This is a genomic window from Microbacterium sp. USHLN272 (assembly GCF_037149655.1).
GTDB classification, from domain to species: Bacteria; Actinomycetota; Actinomycetes; order Actinomycetales; family Microbacteriaceae; genus Microbacterium; species Microbacterium galbinum.
In genome coordinates, this window is sequence record NZ_JBBCRA010000003.1 from 59,999 (window position 1) to 79,823 (window position 19,825).

General features: G+C 70.2%; 16 protein-coding genes, 1 tRNA gene and 1 other RNA gene. 5 read left to right on the forward strand and 13 right to left on the reverse strand.

The window, feature by feature from the left end; translation table 11 throughout:
• Positions 1-31 precede the first annotated feature (31 nt).
• From WFJ97_RS15315 to ffs, 3 genes are all read right to left on the reverse strand, one after another.
• Positions 32-712 carry a hypothetical protein gene (locus WFJ97_RS15315; RefSeq protein ID WP_336642133.1) on the reverse strand — a complete coding sequence of 227 codons (681 nt, stop codon included), beginning with the start codon at positions 710-712 and terminating at the stop codon, positions 32-34.
• Positions 709-1,305 carry a rhomboid family intramembrane serine protease gene (locus WFJ97_RS15320; protein WP_247634151.1) on the reverse strand — a complete coding sequence of 199 codons (597 nt, stop codon included), beginning with the start codon at positions 1,303-1,305 and terminating at the stop codon, positions 709-711. Before WFJ97_RS15320 ends, WFJ97_RS15315 begins: the two co-directional genes overlap by 4 nt.
• 41 nt (positions 1,306-1,346) lie before the next feature.
• Positions 1,347-1,443, reverse strand: an RNA gene (gene ffs / locus WFJ97_RS15325) — signal recognition particle sRNA small type.
• A gap of 50 nt (positions 1,444-1,493) precedes the next feature.
• Here ffs and WFJ97_RS15330 point away from each other — a divergent pair.
• The 4 genes from WFJ97_RS15330 (at position 1,494) to WFJ97_RS15345 (ending at position 8,958) form a co-directional block, all read left to right on the forward strand.
• Complete coding sequence (locus tag WFJ97_RS15330; protein WP_336642134.1) at positions 1,494-4,388, forward strand: DEAD/DEAH box helicase family protein; 2,895 nt, start codon at positions 1,494-1,496, stop codon at positions 4,386-4,388.
• A gap of 118 nt (positions 4,389-4,506) precedes the next feature.
• Positions 4,507-5,484 (forward strand): AAA family ATPase, encoded by a 978-nt coding sequence (locus WFJ97_RS15335; RefSeq protein ID WP_247625097.1) that lies wholly within the window; start codon positions 4,507-4,509, stop codon positions 5,482-5,484.
• Positions 5,485-5,492: 8 nt separating this feature from the next.
• Entirely contained in the window at positions 5,493-6,683 is a 1,191-nt protein-coding gene (locus WFJ97_RS15340) for a DUF58 domain-containing protein (protein ID WP_247634149.1), read from the forward strand.
• Positions 6,670-8,958, forward strand: a complete 2,289-nt coding sequence (locus WFJ97_RS15345) for a transglutaminase TgpA family protein (protein ID WP_336642135.1) — start codon at positions 6,670-6,672, stop codon at positions 8,956-8,958. The genes WFJ97_RS15340 and WFJ97_RS15345 overlap by 14 nt, the downstream gene beginning before the upstream one ends.
• Before the next feature lie 74 nt (positions 8,959-9,032).
• On the opposite strand, the gene trhO is transcribed toward WFJ97_RS15345, so the two are convergent.
• Positions 9,033-9,923 carry an oxygen-dependent tRNA uridine(34) hydroxylase TrhO gene (trhO, locus tag WFJ97_RS15350; protein ID WP_336642136.1) on the reverse strand — a complete coding sequence of 297 codons (891 nt, stop codon included), beginning with the start codon at positions 9,921-9,923 and terminating at the stop codon, positions 9,033-9,035.
• 65 nt (positions 9,924-9,988) lie between these two features.
• Here trhO and WFJ97_RS15355 point away from each other — a divergent pair.
• Positions 9,989-10,076: transfer RNA gene (locus tag WFJ97_RS15355), tRNA-Ser, on the forward strand.
• Between the two features lie 101 nt (positions 10,077-10,177).
• Here the strand turns inward: WFJ97_RS15355 and WFJ97_RS15360 are convergent.
• The 9 genes from WFJ97_RS15360 to WFJ97_RS15400 form a co-directional block, all read right to left on the reverse strand.
• The gene (locus tag WFJ97_RS15360; RefSeq protein ID WP_336642137.1) at positions 10,178-10,363 is read right to left on the reverse strand and encodes a hypothetical protein; all 186 of its coding nucleotides are present in this window, start codon (positions 10,361-10,363) and stop codon (positions 10,178-10,180) included.
• 128 nt (positions 10,364-10,491) lie between these two features.
• Complete coding sequence (locus WFJ97_RS15365; RefSeq protein WP_336642138.1) at positions 10,492-11,094, reverse strand: GNAT family N-acetyltransferase; 603 nt, start codon at positions 11,092-11,094, stop codon at positions 10,492-10,494.
• A 9-nt stretch (positions 11,095-11,103) separates the two neighbouring features.
• The gene (locus tag WFJ97_RS15370; protein ID WP_247625103.1) at positions 11,104-11,769 is read right to left on the reverse strand and encodes a phosphatase PAP2 family protein; all 666 of its coding nucleotides are present in this window, start codon (positions 11,767-11,769) and stop codon (positions 11,104-11,106) included.
• 52 nt (positions 11,770-11,821) lie between these two features.
• Complete coding sequence (locus WFJ97_RS15375) at positions 11,822-13,192, reverse strand: multidrug effflux MFS transporter (RefSeq protein ID WP_247634142.1); 1,371 nt, start codon at positions 13,190-13,192, stop codon at positions 11,822-11,824.
• Between the two features lie 166 nt (positions 13,193-13,358).
• Entirely contained in the window at positions 13,359-14,513 is a 1,155-nt protein-coding gene (locus WFJ97_RS15380) for a cystathionine gamma-synthase (protein ID WP_336642139.1), read from the reverse strand.
• A 69-nt stretch (positions 14,514-14,582) separates the two neighbouring features.
• Positions 14,583-15,959 (reverse strand): cystathionine beta-synthase, encoded by a 1,377-nt coding sequence (locus WFJ97_RS15385; protein ID WP_336642140.1) that lies wholly within the window; start codon positions 15,957-15,959, stop codon positions 14,583-14,585.
• Between the two features lie 68 nt (positions 15,960-16,027).
• Complete coding sequence (locus WFJ97_RS15390) at positions 16,028-16,999, reverse strand: carbohydrate ABC transporter permease (protein ID WP_247625107.1); 972 nt, start codon at positions 16,997-16,999, stop codon at positions 16,028-16,030.
• Positions 16,999-18,339: a carbohydrate ABC transporter permease gene (locus tag WFJ97_RS15395; RefSeq protein WP_336642141.1), complete on the reverse strand. Its 1,341-nt coding sequence runs from the start codon at positions 18,337-18,339 to the stop codon at positions 16,999-17,001. Before WFJ97_RS15395 ends, WFJ97_RS15390 begins: the two co-directional genes overlap by 1 nt.
• A gap of 109 nt (positions 18,340-18,448) precedes the next feature.
• Positions 18,449-19,774, reverse strand: coding sequence for an ABC transporter substrate-binding protein (locus WFJ97_RS15400; RefSeq protein ID WP_336642142.1), 1,326 nt, complete (start codon positions 19,772-19,774; stop codon positions 18,449-18,451).
• Positions 19,775-19,825 lie beyond the last annotated feature (51 nt).

The window sequence follows — 19,825 nt, forward strand, 5'->3', positions numbered from 1 at the left end:
CCGGACTTAATCCTCGCGTGATTCCCGGAGGTCAACACGGTGCCGACAGCGCGTCGACGACGGCGGTCGCATCGGCTGCGTAGCGGGAGTAGTAGGTGGGATCGAGGTTGATCTGCACGCGATGGATCGCGAGCGACGGGTCCATCGAGGACCACTCCGGCACCCGCGCCAACCGCTCGTAGAAGAGCGTCGCGGACGTGGCGGGATCCATGCGCTGCTCGACGCTCCCCCACCACTCCTGCTGCTGGAACAGGCCGATGCTCGTGGTGCGCGAGCCGTCGGGATTCGTGAATCCGCTCGTCTCCCAGTCGCCGTAATCGATGTTGCGCAGGCTGCTCTCGCCCATCGCGGTCATCACGCCCAGGATCTGCCCGTCGCGCGCGAAGCCCAGGGCGGATGCCGTCGCCATGATCGTCGCGGCGTTCTCGAGCTGCTCCCCGCGCCACCCCTCGATGCCGGCCGAGGGGTAGGTGCGCGGGTCGCTCGCGCAGATCGCGAGGGGCTTCTCGTGCGCGAGCCCGAGCGGCACGAGCACGGCGATCCCGGCGAAGAGCACGACGGCGACGGCCCCGATCAGCACACGCCGGAGCACCAGCATCCGCCGCCGACGCCGGGCGGCCCGTGCGCGGACGCCCGGTCGGCGCCGGGCCGCGGGCCGACGCTTCTTCCGGCGTCGAGCGGGTGTGCGCGAGCGCGACCGCGGCGCGCTCACTCCGCGGAGCCCCCGCGTCGCCCGACGAACACGGCGAGCGCTCCGCCGATCGCCCCGAACAGGTGCGCCTGCCACGAGATGCCCTGGCTCACGCCCACCACGCCCGCGAGCATCGTCGCCCCGTACACGCCGATCACGACGAGCGCGATGACGGCGTATCCGATGCGGTGGGCGACGCGGCCCGGCGCGAAGACCCGCACGACCGTGTACCCGAAGTAGCCGAACACGAGCACGGATGCCCCGACCGTCACCGTTCCCGGGGCGTTGAAGACCCAGGTGCCGAGGCCGCCGACGACGGCGACGATCGCGGTGACCGTCCAGAATCTGCGGGTGCCCTCGACCGCGACGAGCAGTCCGAGCACGAGGAACGGCACGGAGTTGCCGATCAGATGCGCCCAGTTCGCGTGCAGCAGCGGCCCGAGCACGATGCCGAGCAGACCCTCGGGATCCCAGGAGCGGATGCCGAAACCCGTGAACGAACCCGGGAGCAGCGCGTCGGCGAACTGGATCGCCCACATCGCGGCGAGGAGCAGCACGGGGGAGGCGAAGCGCGAGAGAGCGTTCTGCCGCGGAGGAGTGGTGGCGCCGGTCACATCACGATCCTGACAGGACAGCCCCGGAGGAGGCTGAAAAAGAAAGTGACCCTCCGCGCACCCAGCAGAGCCCGGTTACCCTTGCTGCGTTTCCGCCCTGGGGGAATTGGCCTGGATGCCGCCACGCGGAGAGCCGTCGACAAGTCTAACCGATGAGCGGGCGCACCTTTTGACAGACTGGGGAGATCATGCCGCCCGAGCCCGTCGCCTCCCCACTCACGGGCTGGATTTTCACGGGCGAACTGCGCACGTACCAGGCCGAGGTCCTCACCCGGCTGCCGGTCGGCGGTCGGGACCCGCTGCACGTCGTCGCCCCTCCCGGATCGGGCAAGACGCTGCTGGGTCTGCTGCTCGCGGCGCGCGAACGCCATCGGACCCTCGTCCTCGCCCCGACCGTCACGATCCGTCAGCAATGGGTCCGCACCGCCGTCGACCTCGCCCCGGATGCCGGCGCCGTGTCGGACGACCCCGAGACGATCGCCGACCTCACCGCTCTCACGTACCAGGCGCTCAGCGTCACCGGTGACGGCTCACCCTTCGACGACCTGGCGCGGGTGGTGTGGGCCGAGGAACTGGTCGAGGCGGGGCGTAGCGACGCCGATGCCGCGACCTGGCTCGCCGAGCTCGCGATCGACAATCCGGCGCAGTACCGCTCCGGCATCCGTCGCCGCACGCGCCGATTGCGTTCGCAGTTCGCCCGGCGCAATCCCGCCGAGCTCGCGCGCGTGCTGCACCCGAACGCCACGGCGCTCATCGACCGCCTCGTCGCCGCCGGGGTGCGCACGGTCGTTCTCGACGAGTGCCACCACTTGCTCGACCACTGGGCCCTGGTCGTGGCGTACCTCGCCGCGCGCATCCGCGAGACGGGGGTCGAGCCGTTGCTGATCGGTCTCACCGCCACCCTGCCGTCGCCGGACGACGAGACGGAGTACGAGAACTACAGCCAACTGCTCGGAGAGGTCGACTACGAGGTCCCGACTCCGGCGGTGGTGAAGGAGGGGCACCTCGCCCCGTACCGCGACTTCGTTCTCCTCACCGAACCGACGCCGGCGGAGGCCGGTTTCATCCGCCGGCACGAGGCGCTGCTGCACTCGATGATCGTCGACGTGCTGTCGACCACCGACGGCATCTCTTTCCTCGAGGAGCAGCTGCAGCCCTCCGACGGACCGCCCGGCGAAGACCCGCTCGCCCGCATCGATCGGGCACTGTCCGCGGACTTCGCCCTCACCCGCTCGTGCGCGGTGGTGCTGCGCGAGGTCGTGCCGCAGCATCCGCTCGTCGCCGCCATCCCGCAGGTGCTGCTCGACCGCTGCACGACCGACGATCTGCTCACCGTCCTCGTGCGGTTCGCGCAGGCGCGCCTGCTGGCCGATCCGTCGGCCGCGAACCAGTGGGAGCACGTGCGGCGCTCGCTCGCCGACTTCGGCTACCTGCTCACCGACCGCGGGCTGCGCCGCGGGCGCAACCCGGTCGAGACGACACTGGCCTCGTCGGAGGCGAAGGATGCCGCGGCCGTCGAGATCCTGCACCGCGAGCTCGCGAGCGACGACGGCGAGCGCATCCGTGCCGTCGTCGTCACCGACTTCGTGACGCACGGCAATCGGCGCGGTGCGGATGCCGCGGCCGGAGCGCTGCGCACCTTCGACGCCCTCGTCGCTGATCCCGTCGTCGCGGGGCTGCGGCCGGTGCTGCTGACCGCGCAGTACCTGCGCGTGCGCGCCGACGACGCCGCGACGCTCGCACCCGCGCTCGCGGATCTGCTCGGGGTGACGGTCGATATCGGCGAGGCCGCCGGGGCCACGCGCGACCTGCGCGCGTCCGGCGCCGGCAGCGGACGCATCGTCGCCGCGGTGTCGGAGCTGATCCGTCGCGGAGAGGTGCGTGTGCTCGTGGGTACCCGTGGCCTGCTCGGCGAGGGATGGGACTGCCCCGCCGTGAACACCCTCATCGACCTCACCGCGGTCGCGACGTCATCGGCGACGCAGCAGTTGCGTGGCCGCACCCTGCGCCTCGATCCGGGCTGGCCCGAGAAGGTGGCGCACAACTGGTCGGTAGCGTGTCTGATCCCCGCCGATGTCGCTCTCGACGACACGAGCGAGCCGGATCGTCTGCGCCGCAAGCACTCGCATCTGTGGGGCCTGAACGCCGACGGCGACGGTCGGATCGTCAGCGGACTCGCGCACGCACTGCCCTCGGCAGCGGCCCAGGCGTTCGAGGCGGTGCTCGACAAGCATCCGGATGCCTCCATCCGCGGCGTCGATGATCTGCTGCGCGCCGCGTGGCCGGCGCGCGCGACCACGCGCGCCGAGTGGCGCATCGGCGACCCGTACACGTCGCGCGAACGCGACGAGATCACGGTGCGGCAGGTCGCGGCGGCTCCCCTGCTGCGCACCACCCAGGTCGCGCGCGCCGACGGCGCGACCTCCGCCGTGGGCGGGGCGCTCGGCGTCGGCCTGCTGCTCGCCGTGCTGGCGGGTCAGGGACTCGCGGTGCACCCGGCGCTCGGAGCCGCGCTCGTCGCGGCCGGTGGGGCGCTGGCCGCCGCGACGACGCTCCTGCCCCTGCTCGGGCGCACCCTGCGCGATCGCCGCCACCCCGCCGAGGTGTACCGGTTGGCCGCCCTGGTCGTCGCACGCACCCTCCGTGATGCCGGGCGCATCGGCTCCTTCGACGACACCGACATCGTCGCGCACGTCGACGACGACCGCACCAGAGTGCGCATCGAGCTGGGCGGCACGCCCGCGGATCGTCGAGTGGTGACCGATGCCGTCGAAGAGCTGTTCGCGGCGGTGCGCACGCCCCGCTTCCTGCTGCGGATCGACCGCGGCGCCGCAGGGTCGACGCGTCTGTTCGAACGCCTCGCCGACCGACTCTCCCCGGGGCGCACCCTCCTACCGGTCCCGCGCGCGATCGGACGGCGGCGCGGCGATGCCGAGCAGTTCGAGCGCCACTGGCGGCAGGCCATCGGCACGTGCACGCTGCACGAGCTGCAGGGCGCGCAGGGTCTCGCCCTGCTCCGCGTCGCCCGCAGCAGCGAGGGCCGTGTCGACGTCGCACGGCCCCGCGCCCGCGTCTGGGGCTGAGGGGTGTGCGGGGCGGCGCCCGCGACCCGAGGAAGCACAGCGATCTGCCAGCCCCACGCCGATGCCCTGCGGGTTACGATCGAGTAACGCGCGCTGCAGCGCCGACGAGAGGGAACGCATGACGGACAACTCCCCCCTGATCACGGCCGAACAGTTCGCCGCCCAGACCTCCGCGATCCTCGCCTCCGTGGGAGAGGTGATCGACGGAAAGCCCGATGCCGTGCGCAGTGCGCTGATCTGCCTGCTCGCCGAGGGCCACCTGCTCATCGAGGACGTGCCCGGGGTCGGCAAGACCATGCTGGCGCGCGCCCTCGCGGCGAGCGTCGACGCGACCGTGCGACGCATCCAGTTCACCCCCGACCTCCTCCCGGGCGACGTGACCGGCGTCTCGGTCTACAACCCGGTCGACCGCGAGTTCGAGTTCAAGCGCGGCGCGATCTTCGCGCACATCGTCATCGCCGACGAGATCAACCGGTCCTCGCCCAAGACGCAGTCGGCACTGCTCGAGGCCATGGAGGAGCGTCAGGTCACCGTCGACGGGTCGACGCATCCGCTCCCCTCGCCCTTCCTCGTCGTCGCCACCCAGAACCCCCTCGAGATGGAGGGCACGTACGCCCTGCCCGAGGCGCAGCGCGACCGCTTCATGATGCGCATCTCGATGGGATACCCGGATGCCGCGGCCGAGGCCCTCATGATCCGCCAGCGCGACGTGGTGAACCCGCTCGCGGCCGTCGCGGCGGTCGCCGATGCCGGCTCGATCTCGCAGCTCATCGCCTGGGCCCGCGCCGTGCACGTGGCGCCTGCGCTCGAGGAGTACACGGTCGCCCTCGCGCAGGCCACGCGCACCGACCCGAGCCTGCACCTCGGGGCGAGCCCCCGCGCGACGCTGCAGCTGATCCGTGCCGCGAAGGTGTGGGCGGCGCTCGACGGCCGCGACTTCGTGATCCCCGACGACGTCACCGCCCTCCTCATCCCGGTGTTCGCGCACCGGCTGCTGCCCGCCCGCGGTGCGCACCGCGCGGGCGCCCAGCCCATCGAGACGGCCCTCGCGCACATCGTCGAGCGCGTGCGCGTGCCCGTCGCGAGCCGCGTCTGAGACAGTCGATGCGACGCCGCCGATCCCTGACCCGCCGCGGTGCGGGCGCGCTGGTCGCGGCTCTGCTGTGCGTGATCGGAGCGAACCTCGTCGCCGCACCGATCCTGCTCTACATCGGAGTCCTGCTCGCCCTCCTCACCGGCTTCTCGGCGCTCATGGCCTGGCTCCCGCGGCGCACGGGCACCGTCTCCCGACAGGTGTCGACCGACCTGCTCACGGTGTCGGAGACCTCGCGCGTCAGCATCCGCTTCGCCCTGCGCTCGCTGCGCGTGCCGCACGCGCTGTGGCACGACGTCCTGCCCGACGCCGTCAGCGGCGACGCCGGCGGCGAGTATCCGCCGCAGTCCGGGCAGCTCGGGTACCGCATCACGGGCGTGCGTCGCGGTGTCTGGCCGATCGGGCCGCTCGTGCTGCGCACCGTCGACCCCTTCGGTCTCGCGCAGCGCGAGCAGGAGTTCGGCGAGACGCGCACCGTCACGGTCGTGCCCGAGGTCTTCGCGCTCGAGCCCCTCGCCGTGCGCGTCGGCGCGGCCGGAGGCACGGCGCACACGTCGTCGACGCGCCTCGGCCAGGGCGCCGACAACCTCTCGCCCCGGTTCTACCTGCCGGGCGACTCGATGCGCCGCATCCACTGGCGTGCGACCGCCCACCGCGGGCAGCTCATGGTGCGGCAGGAAGAGGAGGAGTCGAGCCCCGATGCGATCGTCGTGCTCGACCGCAGCGCCGAGCGGTGGGATCGACCGGGGGACGACGCGGATGCCGCGTTCGAGGCCGCGGTCTCGCTCTGCGCCTCGTCGGCCGTGCATCTCGCCGACGAAGGGTACGGCGTCGACGTGATCGACAGCGCGGGCGTGCTGCTCGGCACCCTTCGCGGTCACGAGGACGACCGTGATGCCCTGCTCGTCGCCCTGGCACTGATCGCGCCGCGGGGCGACCACCGCGACGTGGCGACGCTGATCGGCGGCGCTCCTCCCGGCCCTCTGGTCTACATCACGGGCAGGCTGACGGAGGACGACGCGGCATCGTTGCGAACCGCCGGCGCGGCCGCGGGCATCCTCCTCGCCACCGGGCCCGAGCAGGGTGCGGCCGAGGCGGCGACGCGCAACGGCTGGTCGTTCGCCCCGCTCGGTGATGACGTCGCCGCGGCATGGGCGGACGCCCTCCCGGAGCGGATCGGAGTCGGCGATGTTCCGGGCTGAGCAGGCGACGGCGAGCGCCTCCCGACGGTCACGCTCACGCTCGCGCTCCCGCTCTCGCTCGAAAGTCGCGTGGCACCGCGACGAGGAGACGCCCACGGCGATCCTCGCCCCCTCGGTGCTCGCGGCGGTCGGCGGTCTCGTCGCGATGTGGCCCTTCACCTCGGTGATCGAGGCGGGAGCCTGGTCGTTCGCCGTCGTCGCGGCGGTCACGCTCCTCCCGTTGACCGGGCTCGTGATGCGCGTGCTGCTGCGTTACCGCCGCGCGTGGCTGCGCGATGTCGGCACCCTCCTCGTGCAACTGCTCGTCGCGATGGCGCTCGTCACCCAGGTGACGGCGGGCGACTCGGCGTTCTTCGGGATCATTCCGTCGCCCGCCACGCTCTCGACGTTCGGCGCGTTGACGGGCGCGGCCTGGCAGGAGGTCGCGGTCGGGTCCGCGCCGCTCGCCGCCTCGCGCGGGCTCGCCGCGACGATGGCGCTCGGCTTCGCGATCGTCGCGGTGCTGCTCGATCAGCTGGCCGCGGCCCGTGCGGCGATCCTCCCGATCCTCCTCGTCGGTCTCGTCGGATCCGTCCCGATGATCGTCACCCTCGGCGACGCGAACGTGGTCTGGTTCGTGCTCTTCGCCCTCTTCGTCCTCGCGCAGCTGCGCTACGCGACGCGCGCCGATCCGCAGACGCCGCGCCGCACCTCGGCATCCGTCGCGGTGGGCATCGGCGCCGCGGCGATCGCCGTGACGCTCGCCATCACACCCGGTCTGCCTCTCGCCGCCGGACTCACCGGCACCGGAACGGGCATCACGGTCGACGCATCGCTGCGGCTCGGCGACGATCTGCGCCAGCCCAACCCCGTCGAGGTGCTGACGGTTGCGACGGCGGGCGGCGCGGCGCCGTATCTGCGGCTCACGACCCTCTCCGACTTCGACGGCGAGGTGTGGCAGCCCGACCGAGGGGGCCTGCAGTCGCAGGCCGACGGATTCGGCGACCCCGAGTGGGGCGCCGACGTCGAGGTGACGGAGACGACGACCTCGATCCGCATCCTGCGGATGTCGAGCTCGTGGCTGCCCGTCCCCTACCCCGCGACCGACATCCAGGGCGTGCCCCGCGCCTGGCGGGTGATGCCCGACAACCGCACGCTGGTCTCGCGCAATGCGGATGCCGTCGGCGCCGACTACACCGTCTCCTCGGTGCGCGTGACCCCCACGCTCGAGCAGATCCGCGCGGTGTCGGCGGCGGAGTCCACCGCAGAGACCGATGACGTCGAGATCCCCGACATCGTCGGCGAGTTGGCCCGCGAGGTCACGGCAGAAGAGGGTACCGACTACGACCGCCTGCTCGCTCTGCAGGACTGGTTCCGCAGCGACTTCACGTACTCGCTCGACACCCCGGTCGAGGAGGACTTCGACGGCACGGGAGCCGAGGCCGTCGCCCGGTTCCTCGACGTGCGCTCGGGGTACTGCGTGCACTTCGCCGGCGCCTTCGCCCTGATGGCCGAGAGCCTCGGCATGGAGACCCGGATCGTCGTGGGGTACCTGCCCGGTTCGCTCACCGGCGAGAAGCGCGGCGACGAGTCGATCTACTCCGTCACGAGCGATCGCCTGCACTCTTGGCCGGAGGTGCTCTTCCCGGGCATCGGCTGGGTGCCCTTCGAGCCCACGGCCTCGCTCGGGGTGCCGACCGAGTTCCGCACGGCGGTCACGGGTTCCCCGGGATCGGGCACCACACCGTCGGGCACCCCGGAGACCACGGCTCCACAGGCCGAGCAGACGACGGCCCCCGAGGTCGATCGTCAGGATGCCGGCGACAACAGCTCCTCCTCGGGCGAGCTGCGCACGGTCGACCCGACACCGGTGATGTTCGTGATCCTCGGCGCGGTCGTGGTGCTGCTGCTTCCCGCGCTGATCCGCACCCTCGTTCGCGCCCGTCGCCGGGATCGCGCGCGCGACGGCGACGCGGGCGCCGCCTGGACCGAGGTGCGGAGTACACTCGTCGATCTCGGCATCCCGCCGTCGGATGCCGATTCGCCGCGCATGCGTGCGGCCGCACTGATCCGCGAACGCGGTGTCGATGCGGCGGCGATCGGACGCCTGGCAGACGCCGTCGAGCGAGCGACCTATGCCCGATCCGGAGCGGATGCCGCCGACCTCGCGTCGGATCTGGGCACCGTGCTGCGCGATCTGCGGCGCAGCGTCGATGCACCGGCGCGCACCCGGGCGCTCCTGGTGCCCCGCTCGCTCTTCGTCGCCCGGGGAGTCGACACGCTCGCCGCGACCTAGGGTCTCGACCGGTTCCGACCGGTTGCGACCGGTTGCGACCGGTTCCGACCGGTTCCGACCGTGGATGCGGTACGTCAGGCGGCGTGCTGTGCGCAGGCGACGCGGTCGCAGTCCTCGCACACGACGAACTGCGTCCGGCACGAGAGGTCGGGGCAGTTCGCGGTGCGCGAGGTCGCGGCGCCGCAGCCGACGCACTTCCCGATCACGGCCGCATGATCGGAGAAGTCGATCGATCCGCGCTTGTCGAAGACGTACAGCGAGCCGTCCCACAGGCCGTCGTCGCCGTACTTCTCGCCGTAGCGCACGATCCCGCCCTCGAGCTGGTAGACCTCGCCGAACCCGCGCGCGGTCATGAGGCTCGACAGCACCTCGCACCGGATGCCGCCGGTGCAGTAGGTCACGACGGGCTTGCCCTTGAGGTCGTCGTAGGCGCCCGAGTCGAGCAGGTCGACGAAGTCGCGGGTGGTCTCGGTGTCGGGAACGACCGCGCCGCGGAAACGCCCGATCTGCGCCTCGAGCGCGTTGCGGCCGTCGAAGAAGACGACGTCGTCGCCGCGCTCGGCGACCAGGTCGTGCAGCTCCTCCGGGCTCAGGCGGGTGCCGCCGCCGACCACGCCGTTCTCGTCAACCCTCAGCTCTCCCGGGGCGCCGAACGAGACGATCTCGTCGCGCACCTTCACGCTCAGCTTCGGAAAGTCGAGGCTGCGCCCCTCGGCATCGACGCCGGTGCCCTCGCTCCACTTGATGTCGGCGTTCTTGAAGGGCGCGTACGAGCGGAAGGAGCGCGCCCATTTCTTGAGCGCAAGGAGGTCGCCGCCGAGGGTGCCGTTCACTCCGTCGCCCGAGATCAGCAGCCGTCCGCGCAGACCCAGCGCCTCGCCGAGGTCGCGCTGCCACACCCGGATCGCATCGGGGTCGGCGAGCGGGGTGAAGACGTAGAAGAGAACGATCTTGGGGGTTGCCACCTCAAGATCGTACGCCGCGTCACGGAGCATCTGCCGCATCGGATAGGATGGACAAGTTGTTCCCTGGTGACGTGTCCGAGCGGCCGAAGGAGCACGCTTGGAAAGCGTGTGTTGTGCAAGCAACCGCGGGTTCGAATCCCGCCGTCACCGCCAGATGACGAAGAAGGCCCCGCATTCGTGCGGGGCCTTCTTGTTTCCGAGGTGCGGGGTGTCCACCGCGACGACGTCCGTGGCGATCACGCCTGACGCCCGCGTCATCCGCCCGACGGGTTCTCGAGGGGCATTCCGTCGTCGTCGGTGCTCTCGTCCCGGAGCATCTTCTCGGTCTCCTCCGAGGCTCCGGTCTGCTCCGAAACTCCGTTCTCCGACGCGCCACCGGATGCGGCGCCTGCGTCGTCATTCGTCGCGGGGGTTCCCTGCGTGTTGCGCGAATCGTTCATGGCCCAGCTCCGATCTGTCGCGGACGATGAACGTTACGGGCGCTGTCGCTCCCGCCACAGGGCGTTGACCAGCCCGGACGCCAGCGAGACACTACCTTCCGCGCACGTGCCCGTTCGAGGGGAGAGCCTCAGCCCGCGAAGGTCACGCCGTAGCTCTGCCCGCCCGGGGCGGTCGGGAGCGGCGTCATGCCGAGGCGCTCGTAGAAGGCGGCGGCACCGGTGTTCGCCGGATCCATCCCGAGATGCAGACCCTTCACGCCGCGACGCGAGAGCTCGTCGAACAGCGTCTCGATGAGTCGGCGCCCGAGGCCCTGACCCTGCGTCTCGGGCAGCAGGTCGATGTGCAGGTGCGCGGGATACTCCCGGGCGTTCGGCTCGGCGCCGGGCCGGCGTCCGTAGGCGTACGCGAGCATCTTCTCCTCGCGCGTCTGCGGCTCGGCGGGCTGCGGGAAGCGGTCGGCGAACCGCGGCCACCATTCGTCGCGGAACCACTGCTCGAAGGCATCCGTGTCATCGGTCGCGACGATGTACCCGATCACGCGGCCGTCGTCCGATTCGACGACCCACGCCAGGCTCGGGTCGCGCTCGACGTACGGCACCGCGAACAGCAGGCCCCAGAGCTCGTCGTCGGAGAACACACCGGTGGCATCCTCCCCCGCATCGGCGGTGCGCACGCAGACGTCGAACAGCGACGCGCGATCGGACGGACGGTACGGGCGGATGCTCGACACGGGGACTCCTCAGTGAGTGGGTGCGTCGGTGAGTGGGGCGTCGTCCAGACTATCGGCGGGCGGCTCCGCGGCACCCGGGCGCCGCACCCACGGCAGCAGCCACGCCGCCAGCAGCAGCACCACCCCGGCCCCGAGCAGAGCGCCGCCGATCGTGTCGGTCGCCCAGTGCACCGAGAGGAAGGTGCGCGACAGCGCCATCAGCACGATCCACAGCGCCCCCGCGATCCGGATCCACACATTCGGGAACAGCACCGCGAAGACGAGGGCGAGGGTCGCGGCATTCGCAGTGTGCCCGGAGGGGAACGACCCGTAGTCGCTGAGCACCAGCATGTCCTCCGGCCGCGCGCGCCCGAAGAGGTGCTTGAGCAGCTGCACCGCTCCCGCGCTCGCGAGGAACGCGAGCGCCGCGAACACGCCAGATCTCCAGCGGCGTGCCAGCAAGAACGAGATGATCACGACGAGCGGCACGAGATACACCGCGACCCACCCGCCGCCCACCGTGTCGAGGGCGTGCGCGAAGGCGACCAGTCCCTCCGAGCGGAACGACACCACCACGTCGTTCCACCAGGCGTCGAACACGAACGGGTGCGCGACCCCGAGGGTGATCAGCGCGCCCAGCGCGAAGGTCAGCGCGACGCACCCGACACCCGACCACACCAGCATCCGCCTGTCCATCGCCCCATTCTGTCGGAGCGCGCCTGGGAACCCGGGAGGTGCGCCCGCCGCGTCAGGGAGTGAGCAGGCCGACGGTGCGCGGGCGCACGACGAACCAGAGCGCGAGGATGCCGATCGCCGCGCACCCGGCCATCACCGCGGCCATCGTCGTGGCCGTGATGCCCGCGTCGTGCGAGACCCAGCCGACGACCGGCGAGATGAGACCGGCGACGCCGAAGTTCGTCGCGCCGAGGATCGAGGCAGCGGTCCCGGCCGCCTTCCCGTGGCGGTCGAGCGCCAGCACCTGCACGTTCGGGAACGTGAAGCCGCACGCGGTCATGAAGACGAACAGCGGGATGACGGTGCCCCACAGTCCGAGTCCGAGCTGGTCGGTCACGATGATCGCGGTGCCCGCGAGCAGCAGCACCGAGGTCGAGTACGCGAGCACCCACTGCGGGCCGAAGCGCGCGGCGAGGCGCGAGGCGGTCTGCACGCCGACGACGACGCCGAGCGAGTTCACGGCGAAGAGCAGACCGTACTGCTGCGGGTCGAGACCGTGCGTCTGCTGGAACAGGAACGGCGAGGCCGACAGGTACGAGAAGAGACCCGAGAAGGTCATGCCGCCGATCACGAGCACCCCGAGGAACACGCGGTCGGAGAGCACCGAGCGGTAGCGCTGCAGCACCGTGGCGCCGCCGCCCTGACGACGGGCCGCGGGGAGGGTCTCGGGGATGAAGATCAGGGTCGAGATCAGCATCACGACGCCGTAGGCCGCGAGCACACCGAAGATGCCGCGCCAGGGCATGAGCGTCAGCAGCCACGAGCCGATCAGCGGGGCGACGACGGGCGCGACGCCCGAGACGAGCGCGAGGCGCGAGAGCATCACCACGAGTCGGCGGCCGCCGAACAGATCGCGCACGATCGCCATCGCGACGACACCGCCGGCTGCGGCACCCATGCCCATGAGCACGCGCGAGGCGCTGAGCAGCTCGAGCGTGGGCGCGAACGCGGCGGCGAGGCTCGCGAGCACGTGCAGCGCCGTCACGATGATGAGCGGGAGCCGCCGGCCGATCTTGTCGCTGAGCGGACCGACGAGCAGCTGCCCCACCGCGAAGCCGATCATGGTTCCGGTCAGCGTGAGCTGGATCGCCGCGGCGGTCGTCTGGAAGTCCTCTTCGAGCACCGGGAAGGCCGGGAGGTAGAGGTCGATCGTGAACGGCCCGAGGGCGGTGAGCGCTCCGAGGAGGATGATGTACAGCGCGCGCCGACCGTTCGAGATCGAGTCTCCCGGGTGCAGCATGATCGGCGCCGTGGTCGGGTTGGACCCGAGCGTGCGGATCGCTCCCGTCGCGGCGGGGATGCGGATGCTGCCGGTCGCCGTGCGTTCGGGCGCGGCGTGTGCGGGGATCGTCGGGACGGAGTCGGTGCGAGGAGCGTCGGGCACGACGGCCTTTCGGAGCGGGGGCGGACGGTCGAATCGATTCGACCCAGCCACCCATTCTACGGGCACGCCCGCTCCGGCGTGCCGAGACACCACATCCGCGACGAGACATCACGGCCCCCGCGGTGTCTCGCGAGGGATGTGGTGTCTCGCGCTCCGACGCCCCGCGTCAGGAACCGATGCGAGCGAGCCCCTGCTCGAGGTCGGCGATGAGGTCGTGCACGTCCTCGATGCCGACCGACAGGCGCACGACGTTCTCCGGAACCGCGAGAGCGGTGCCGCGCACCGAGGCGTGCGTCATGTCCGGCGGGTAGCCGATCAGCGACTCGACGCCGCCGAGCGACTCCGCGAGCTGGAAGATCTCCGTCGACTCCGCGAACGCCTTGGCTGCGTCCGGGCCCGCGGCGAGGGCGAGCGACAGCATGCCGCCGAAGCCGCTCATCTGGCGGGCCGCGATGTCGTGGCCCGGGTGCGAAGCGAGACCCGGGTAGAAGACGCGCTCGAACTCGGGACGGCTCTCCGCCCACTCGGCGATCGCCTGGGCATTCTCGGAGTGCTGACGCACGCGCACCGCGAGCGTCTTGATGCCGCGGGTGGTGAGCCAGGCGTCGAGCGGGGCCGACACGGCTCCCACGGCGAACTGCTGGAACTTGATCGCGTCGAAGTGGGTGTCGTCGCCGAACACCACCGCGCCGCCCAGCACATCGGAGTGCCCACCGAGGTACTTGGTGGTCGAGTGCACGACCAGGTCGGCGCCGAGGGCGAGCGGCTGCTGCAGCGCCGGCGAGGCGAACGTGTTGTCGACCACGACGACGGCGCCGGCCGCGTGCGCGACCTCCGCGACGACCGCGATGTCGACGATCTTGAGCAGCGGGTTGCTGGGCGTCTCGAGCCAGACGATCTTGGTCTCGGGGCGGATCGCCGCGCGCACCTCGTCGAGGTCGCCGAGCTCGACCGTGGTGGTCTCGATGCCCCACGGTGCGAGCACGCGGGTGAGCAGGCGGTAGGTGCCGCCGTAGACGTCGTTGCCGAGCACGACGTGGTCGCCCGGCTTCAGGATGCCGCGCAGCAGCGCATCTTCGGCGGCGAGCCCCGAGGCGAACGACAGCGCCGAGGCGCCGCCCTCGAGGGCGGCGAGCTGGGTCTCGAGCGACGACCGGGTGGGGTTGCCCGCGCGGTTGTACTCGTAGCCCTCGCGGAAGCCGCCGATGCCGTCCTGCACGTGCGTGGAGGCCTGGTAGATCGGCGGGATGATCGCACCGGTGCGGGGATCGGGTTCCTGACCTGCGTGGATGGCTCGGGTGGCGAAGGAGTGCTCGGACATGCCCCTCAGCCTACGTGCGGGCTCCAGAGCGGCGGCGATCCTGTTACGTCGCGCGTCACTCGTCGCGCGTCACTTCGAGAGGTACGCGAGCAGATCCTGCCGGGTCAGGACGGTGTGCGGCTTGCCACCCTCGGTGACTAGCAGCGCATCGGCGGCGGCGAGCGCGGCACGCGCCTGCGCGACGGACGCGTGGATGCCGATGAGCGGCAGCCGCTCCCCCACGTGATCGCCCACGGCGTCGGCCGGGTTGGCGTCGCCGCGGAACAGCAGGTCGAGCAGACCCTTCTCGTCGACCGTGCCCACGACCTCGCCCATCATGACGGGCGGCTCGGCGCTGAGCACGACGAGCTGCGAGACGTCGTACTCGGTCATCATGCCGATCGCCTCGAGCACCGTGTCGGTCGGGTGCGCGTGCACAAGATCCGGGATCGCCTCGCCCTGGCGCGCGGCACGGGCGGCGATCACGTCGGCGACGGTCTCGCCCTCCTCCACCTCGCTGAACCCGTAGGAGCGCATCCAGCCGTCGTTGAAGATCTTGCCGAGGTAGCCGCGACCGCCGTCGGGCAGGAGCACGACCATCACGGCATCCGCGGGCAGGTCCTTGGCGATGCGCAACGCGCCGACGACGGCCATGCCGCTCGACCCGCCGACGAGGATGCCCTCCTCGCGGGCGAGACGGCGCGTCATCGCGAACGACTCCGCATCGCCCACCGCGACGATCTCGTGCGGCACCGCCGGATCGTACGATCCGGGCCAGATGTCCTCGCCGACGCCCTCGACGAGGTACGGACGCCCGGTTCCGCCGCTGTAGACGCTGCCCTCGGGGTCGATGCCGATGATGCGCACGCGGTCGTCCGACACCTCGCGCAGGTAGCGCCCCGTACCGCTGATGGTTCCGCCCGTGCCGACGCCGGCGACGAAGTGCGTGACCGTGCCGTCGGTGTCGCGCCAGATCTCGGGACCCGTGGTCTCGTAGTGACTGCGGGGACCGTTGGGGTTCTCGTACTGGTTGGGCTTGAACGCGCCGGGGATCTCACGCGCAAGCCGATCGCTCACGCTGTAGTACGACTCCGGGCTGTCGGCCGGCACCGACGTCGGCGTCACGACGACCTCGGCTCCGTAGGCCCGCAGCACGTCGATCTTGTCGTCGCCGACCTTGTCGGGCACCACGAAGACGCACGCGTATCCGCGCTGCTGGGCGACCAGGGCGAGTCCGACACCGGTGTTGCCGCTCGTGGGTTCGACGATCGTCCCACCGGGCTTCAGCTGCCCAGCCGCTTCCGCCGCATCGATGATGCGCGAGGCGATGCGGTCCTTCGACGAGCCGCCGGGATTGAAGTACTCGAGCTTGACGAGCACCGTGCACGCAACGCCCTCGGTGACGTGACGGAGCTTCACGAGGGGCGTGTCGCCGACGAGGTCGACGATCGAATCTGCGTACTTCATAGGTTCAGCGTAGAACGACGGATGCCGTGGCGCAGAAGTGTTGCACCACGGCATCCGTCGTTCAGGCGTCAGCCCTTGGTCGCGCCGGCCAGCAGGCCGCGCACGAAGAAGCGCTGGAGGGCGAAGAACACGATCAACGGGATGATGATCGAGATGAAGGTTCCCGCCGACTGCAGGAACCACTTGTTGCCCCACGTGCCCGACAACGAGTTGAGGGCCTGAGTGATCGGCAGCGCGCCCGGCGAGGCGAAGATCGTCGCGACGAGCAGGTCGTTCCACACCCAGAGGAACTGGAAGATGCCGAACGACGCGATCGCGGGAGCGGCCAGCGGCAGGATGATCCGGAAGAACACCTGACCGTGACCGGCACCGTCGACACGGGCCGCCTCGATGATCTCGCCGGGGATCTCCGAGATGAAGTTGTGCAGCATGAACGTCGCGAGCGGCAGCGCGAAGATCGCGTGCGCGATCCAGACGCGGGCGAAGCTGTACTGCACCTCGTTCAGACCGAAGCCCGGGAAGATCGGCACGTCGTTGATCGACAGGCCGTCCGAGAACAGGCTCAGCAGCGGCACGAGGGCCATCTGCAGCGGCACGATCTGCAGCGCGAAGACGAACACGAACAGCATGTTGCGACCCTTGAAGTCGATCCATGCGAACGCGTACGCGGCGAGCGCCGCCATCACGATCGGGAACACCGTCGCGGGGATGGTGATCGCGAGCGAGTTCACGAACGCCGAGGCGAGCGTGGTCGAGGTGCCGCCCGAGTTCCAGGCCTGCACGTAGTTGTCGAGTGTGAACTCGGGGTTCGTGAAGACCGTCCACCAGCCCGAGTTCTGCGTGTCGGCACCGGGACGGAACGAGGTGACGAAGAGCCCGAAGGTCGGGATCGTCCAGAAGATGGCGATGATCGCGGCAGCGATCGTCGCGCCCTTCGACGTCAGCTTCTTGTGGGCGATCGCCTCGTTCTTGCGCGTGTCACGGGCGACCTGCCGCTTGGTGCGGTTGTCGGGCGTGACGACGAGTTGTGTGGCGCTCATCAGCGGATCTCCCTCTGCTTGGCCATCGATCGGGCGTTGTAGACGATCAGGGGCAGCACGAACAGGAACAGCACGACGGCCAGCGCCGAGGAGTGCCCGTAACTCTGGAACCTCTGCTGCTGGTTGACCATCTCGAATCCGAGCACGCTCGTCTCGTCACGACCACCGGTCATGACGGCGACGATGTCGTACACCTTCAGCGAGGCGATCGTGATCGTGGTGAGCACCACGATCAACGAGGAGCGGATGCCGGGCACGGTGACGTTGCGGAACCGCTGCCAGGCGTTGGTGCCGTCGAGTTCGGCGGCCTCCATCTGCTCGATCGGCACGGCCTTGATCGCGGCGGAGAGGATCACCATCGCGAAGCCCGTCTGCGTCCAGATGAACACGATGAGGAGCATCAGGGTGTTGAGCACCGGCTTGATGGCGAGCCACTGCACGGGGTCGCCGCCGAACGCGGTGACGATCGCGTTGAGGAGACCGATCTGGTCACCCTGACGCGCGTCGTACATGAACTTCCAGATGATGCCGGCGCCGACGAACGAGATCGCGACGGGCATGAACACGAGCACCTTGAGGATCTTCTCGCCGCGCGCCCGGTCGATGAACACGGCGTAGGCGAGACCGATGACCACCGAGATGGTCGGGGCCAGGAGCGCCCAGAGGATCGTGTTGATCACCGAGGAGGTGCCGACGGGGTTCGTGAACACCCAGACGTAGTTCTCGAAGCCGACGAAGTTCGCGCCGGTCTTGTCGAAGAACGACTTGAAGATGGTCGAGATCGCCGGGTAGATCAGGCCCAGGATGAGCATGATCGAGGCGGGTGCCATGAAGAGCACGAGCTGGAAGAGGTAGCCGGCTCCCTGGCGGGCGCGGAAGTCCGCGAAGAAGAGCAGAGCGCCGACCAGCAGGGCGATCGCCACGACGTAGAGCACGGCGTTCTGGTACGGACGCAGCAGCAGGAAGGCGAGCACCGGGATCACCAGGCAGGCGACCAGCCGCATGATGAAGTAGCCGCGGCCGGGGCGCGGGGCGAACTCGATGAGCACCAGGATGATGGCCACCACCACGCCGAAGACGGCGAGGATCACGGGGATCTGCACGAGCGGGTGCATGCCGCCGAGGGCGACGAAGAAGCTGTTGAGCGAGAACCCGATGGTCGTGCGGGCGGATTCTTCGGTGGAGGTGGTGAAGACGAGCAGGAGAGCGAGGGCGACGAGCACGACGAAGCCGATCGCGAGGACGGCGCGCGTGATCGCGCGCCCCTTCGGATCGGCGCCGTGCCTCGTCACCGGAAGTTCGTCGGCTTCGACGGACTTCTCGATGGTCGCTTGCGACATGGGAGTCCCCTTCTGAGTACTGCCGCGTACTCGAGCGAATGGATGGGAGGAGCGGGGCCGGGCTCTGGAGCCCGACCCCGCTCAGCTCACGCTGATCGTAGCGAGACGATCAGTTCTCGTAGCCGGCCTGGATGTCGGAGAGCACCGTGTCGGTGTCCTTGCCGTCGATCCAGTCGACCATTCCCTTCCAGAACGAACCCGAACCGACGGTCGACGGCATCAGGTCGGAGGCGTCGAAGCGGAACGTGGTGGTGTCGCTCTGCATCGTCTCCATGGCCTCCTGGAGGAACTCGCTCGAGGCGAGGCTCGGGTCGGCGTTCTTGTTGGCGGAGATGACACCACCGAGCTTCACGCGTGCGTCGGCGAACTCCGGCGAGGCCATGAACTCGAGAACCTGCTGGGTCGCGTCGTCGTCGGAGAATCCGGCGACGAACTCGCCGCCACCCTCGACCTGGACCTCGCCGGCCGTCTCGCCCGGCATGATGAACGCGTAGACGTCACCGTCGGGTGCGACCTCGGGCGTGTTGCCGTCGGCGGTCTGCGCCTCGAGGAAGTTCGCCGAGAGGAACGACGCCTGGTGGGTCAGGGCGCAGTCGCCCTTCGCCAGGGTCGCCGCCACGTCGCCGAAGGCGGTGGAGTTGATGCTCTTCACGTCGCCGTAGCCCGCGTTGACGTAGTCCGGGTTGAGCAGGATCTCACCGACGGCGTCGAAGGCATCCTTGATCTCGGGGTCGGTGAACTTGACCTCACCGGCCACCCACTGGTCGTAGACCTCGGGGCCGGACTGACGGAGCACGAGGTCCTCGATCCAGTCGGTTCCCGGCCAGCCGGATGCCGCCTCGGACGAGAAGCCGGCGCACCAGGCGGGACCACCGGTCGTGTCGACGATCGTCTGGGTGAGAGTCAGCATCTCGTCCCACGTCTGCGGGACCTCGACACCCCACTCGGCGAACTGCTTGGGCGAGTACCAGACGTAGCCCTTGAGGTTCGCGAGCATCGGAGCCGCGTAGAACGTGTCGTCGAACGTGCCGTACTTCTTCCAGTCCTCGGACCAGTTCTCGTCGACCGCGGCCTCGACGGCCTCGGGAGCCGCCTTCACCTTGCCGGTGTCGACGAGGGTCTTGAGCAGACCCGGCTGGGGGACGATCGCGATGTCGGGGGCGTCGCCACCGGTGACCTTGGTCACGATGTTGCCCTCGAAGCCCTTGTCGCCGGTGTACTCGACGGTGATGCCGGTGTCTTCGGTGAACTGCTCGAAGGACTTGTTCAGGTCGTCAGCCTCGACGCCCGTGATACCTCCGGAGATGCGGACCGTGGTCTTCGCATCTCCACCGCCGTCGCCGCTGCCGCCCTCGGCGCAGCCGGCCAGAACCAGGGTCGCTGCTCCGACGAGCGCGATCGGTGCAAGAAGGCGGTATCGCTGTGACAAAGCCATTTACTTCTCCTCTTCAGGTGGATCATCGTCCGCCCAAGGGAGCAATCGCCG

What these genes read in the sequence shown, in the direction of transcription:
- WFJ97_RS15330 (WP_336642134.1), top strand. Translation starts at nt 1,494, where the DNA reads ATGCCGCCCGAGCCCGTCGCCTCCCCACTCACGGGCTGGATTTTCACG.
- WFJ97_RS15335 (WP_247625097.1), top strand. Translation starts at nt 4,507, where the DNA reads ATGACGGACAACTCCCCCCTGATCACGGCCGAACAGTTCGCCGCCCAG.
- WFJ97_RS15340 (WP_247634149.1), top strand. Translation starts at nt 5,493, where the DNA reads ATGCGACGCCGCCGATCCCTGACCCGCCGCGGTGCGGGCGCGCTGGTC.
- WFJ97_RS15345 (WP_336642135.1), top strand. Translation starts at nt 6,670, where the DNA reads ATGTTCCGGGCTGAGCAGGCGACGGCGAGCGCCTCCCGACGGTCACGC.
- WFJ97_RS15360 (WP_336642137.1), bottom strand. Translation starts at nt 10,363, where the DNA reads ATGAACGATTCGCGCAACACGCAGGGAACCCCCGCGACGAATGACGAC.
- WFJ97_RS15370 (WP_247625103.1), bottom strand. Translation starts at nt 11,769, where the DNA reads ATGGACAGGCGGATGCTGGTGTGGTCGGGTGTCGGGTGCGTCGCGCTG.
- WFJ97_RS15380 (WP_336642139.1), bottom strand. Translation starts at nt 14,513, where the DNA reads ATGTCCGAGCACTCCTTCGCCACCCGAGCCATCCACGCAGGTCAGGAA.
- WFJ97_RS15385 (WP_336642140.1), bottom strand. Translation starts at nt 15,959, where the DNA reads ATGAAGTACGCAGATTCGATCGTCGACCTCGTCGGCGACACGCCCCTC.
- WFJ97_RS15390 (WP_247625107.1), bottom strand. Translation starts at nt 16,999, where the DNA reads ATGAGCGCCACACAACTCGTCGTCACGCCCGACAACCGCACCAAGCGG.
- WFJ97_RS15395 (WP_336642141.1), bottom strand. Translation starts at nt 18,339, where the DNA reads ATGTCGCAAGCGACCATCGAGAAGTCCGTCGAAGCCGACGAACTTCCG.
- WFJ97_RS15400 (WP_336642142.1), bottom strand. Translation starts at nt 19,774, where the DNA reads ATGGCTTTGTCACAGCGATACCGCCTTCTTGCACCGATCGCGCTCGTC.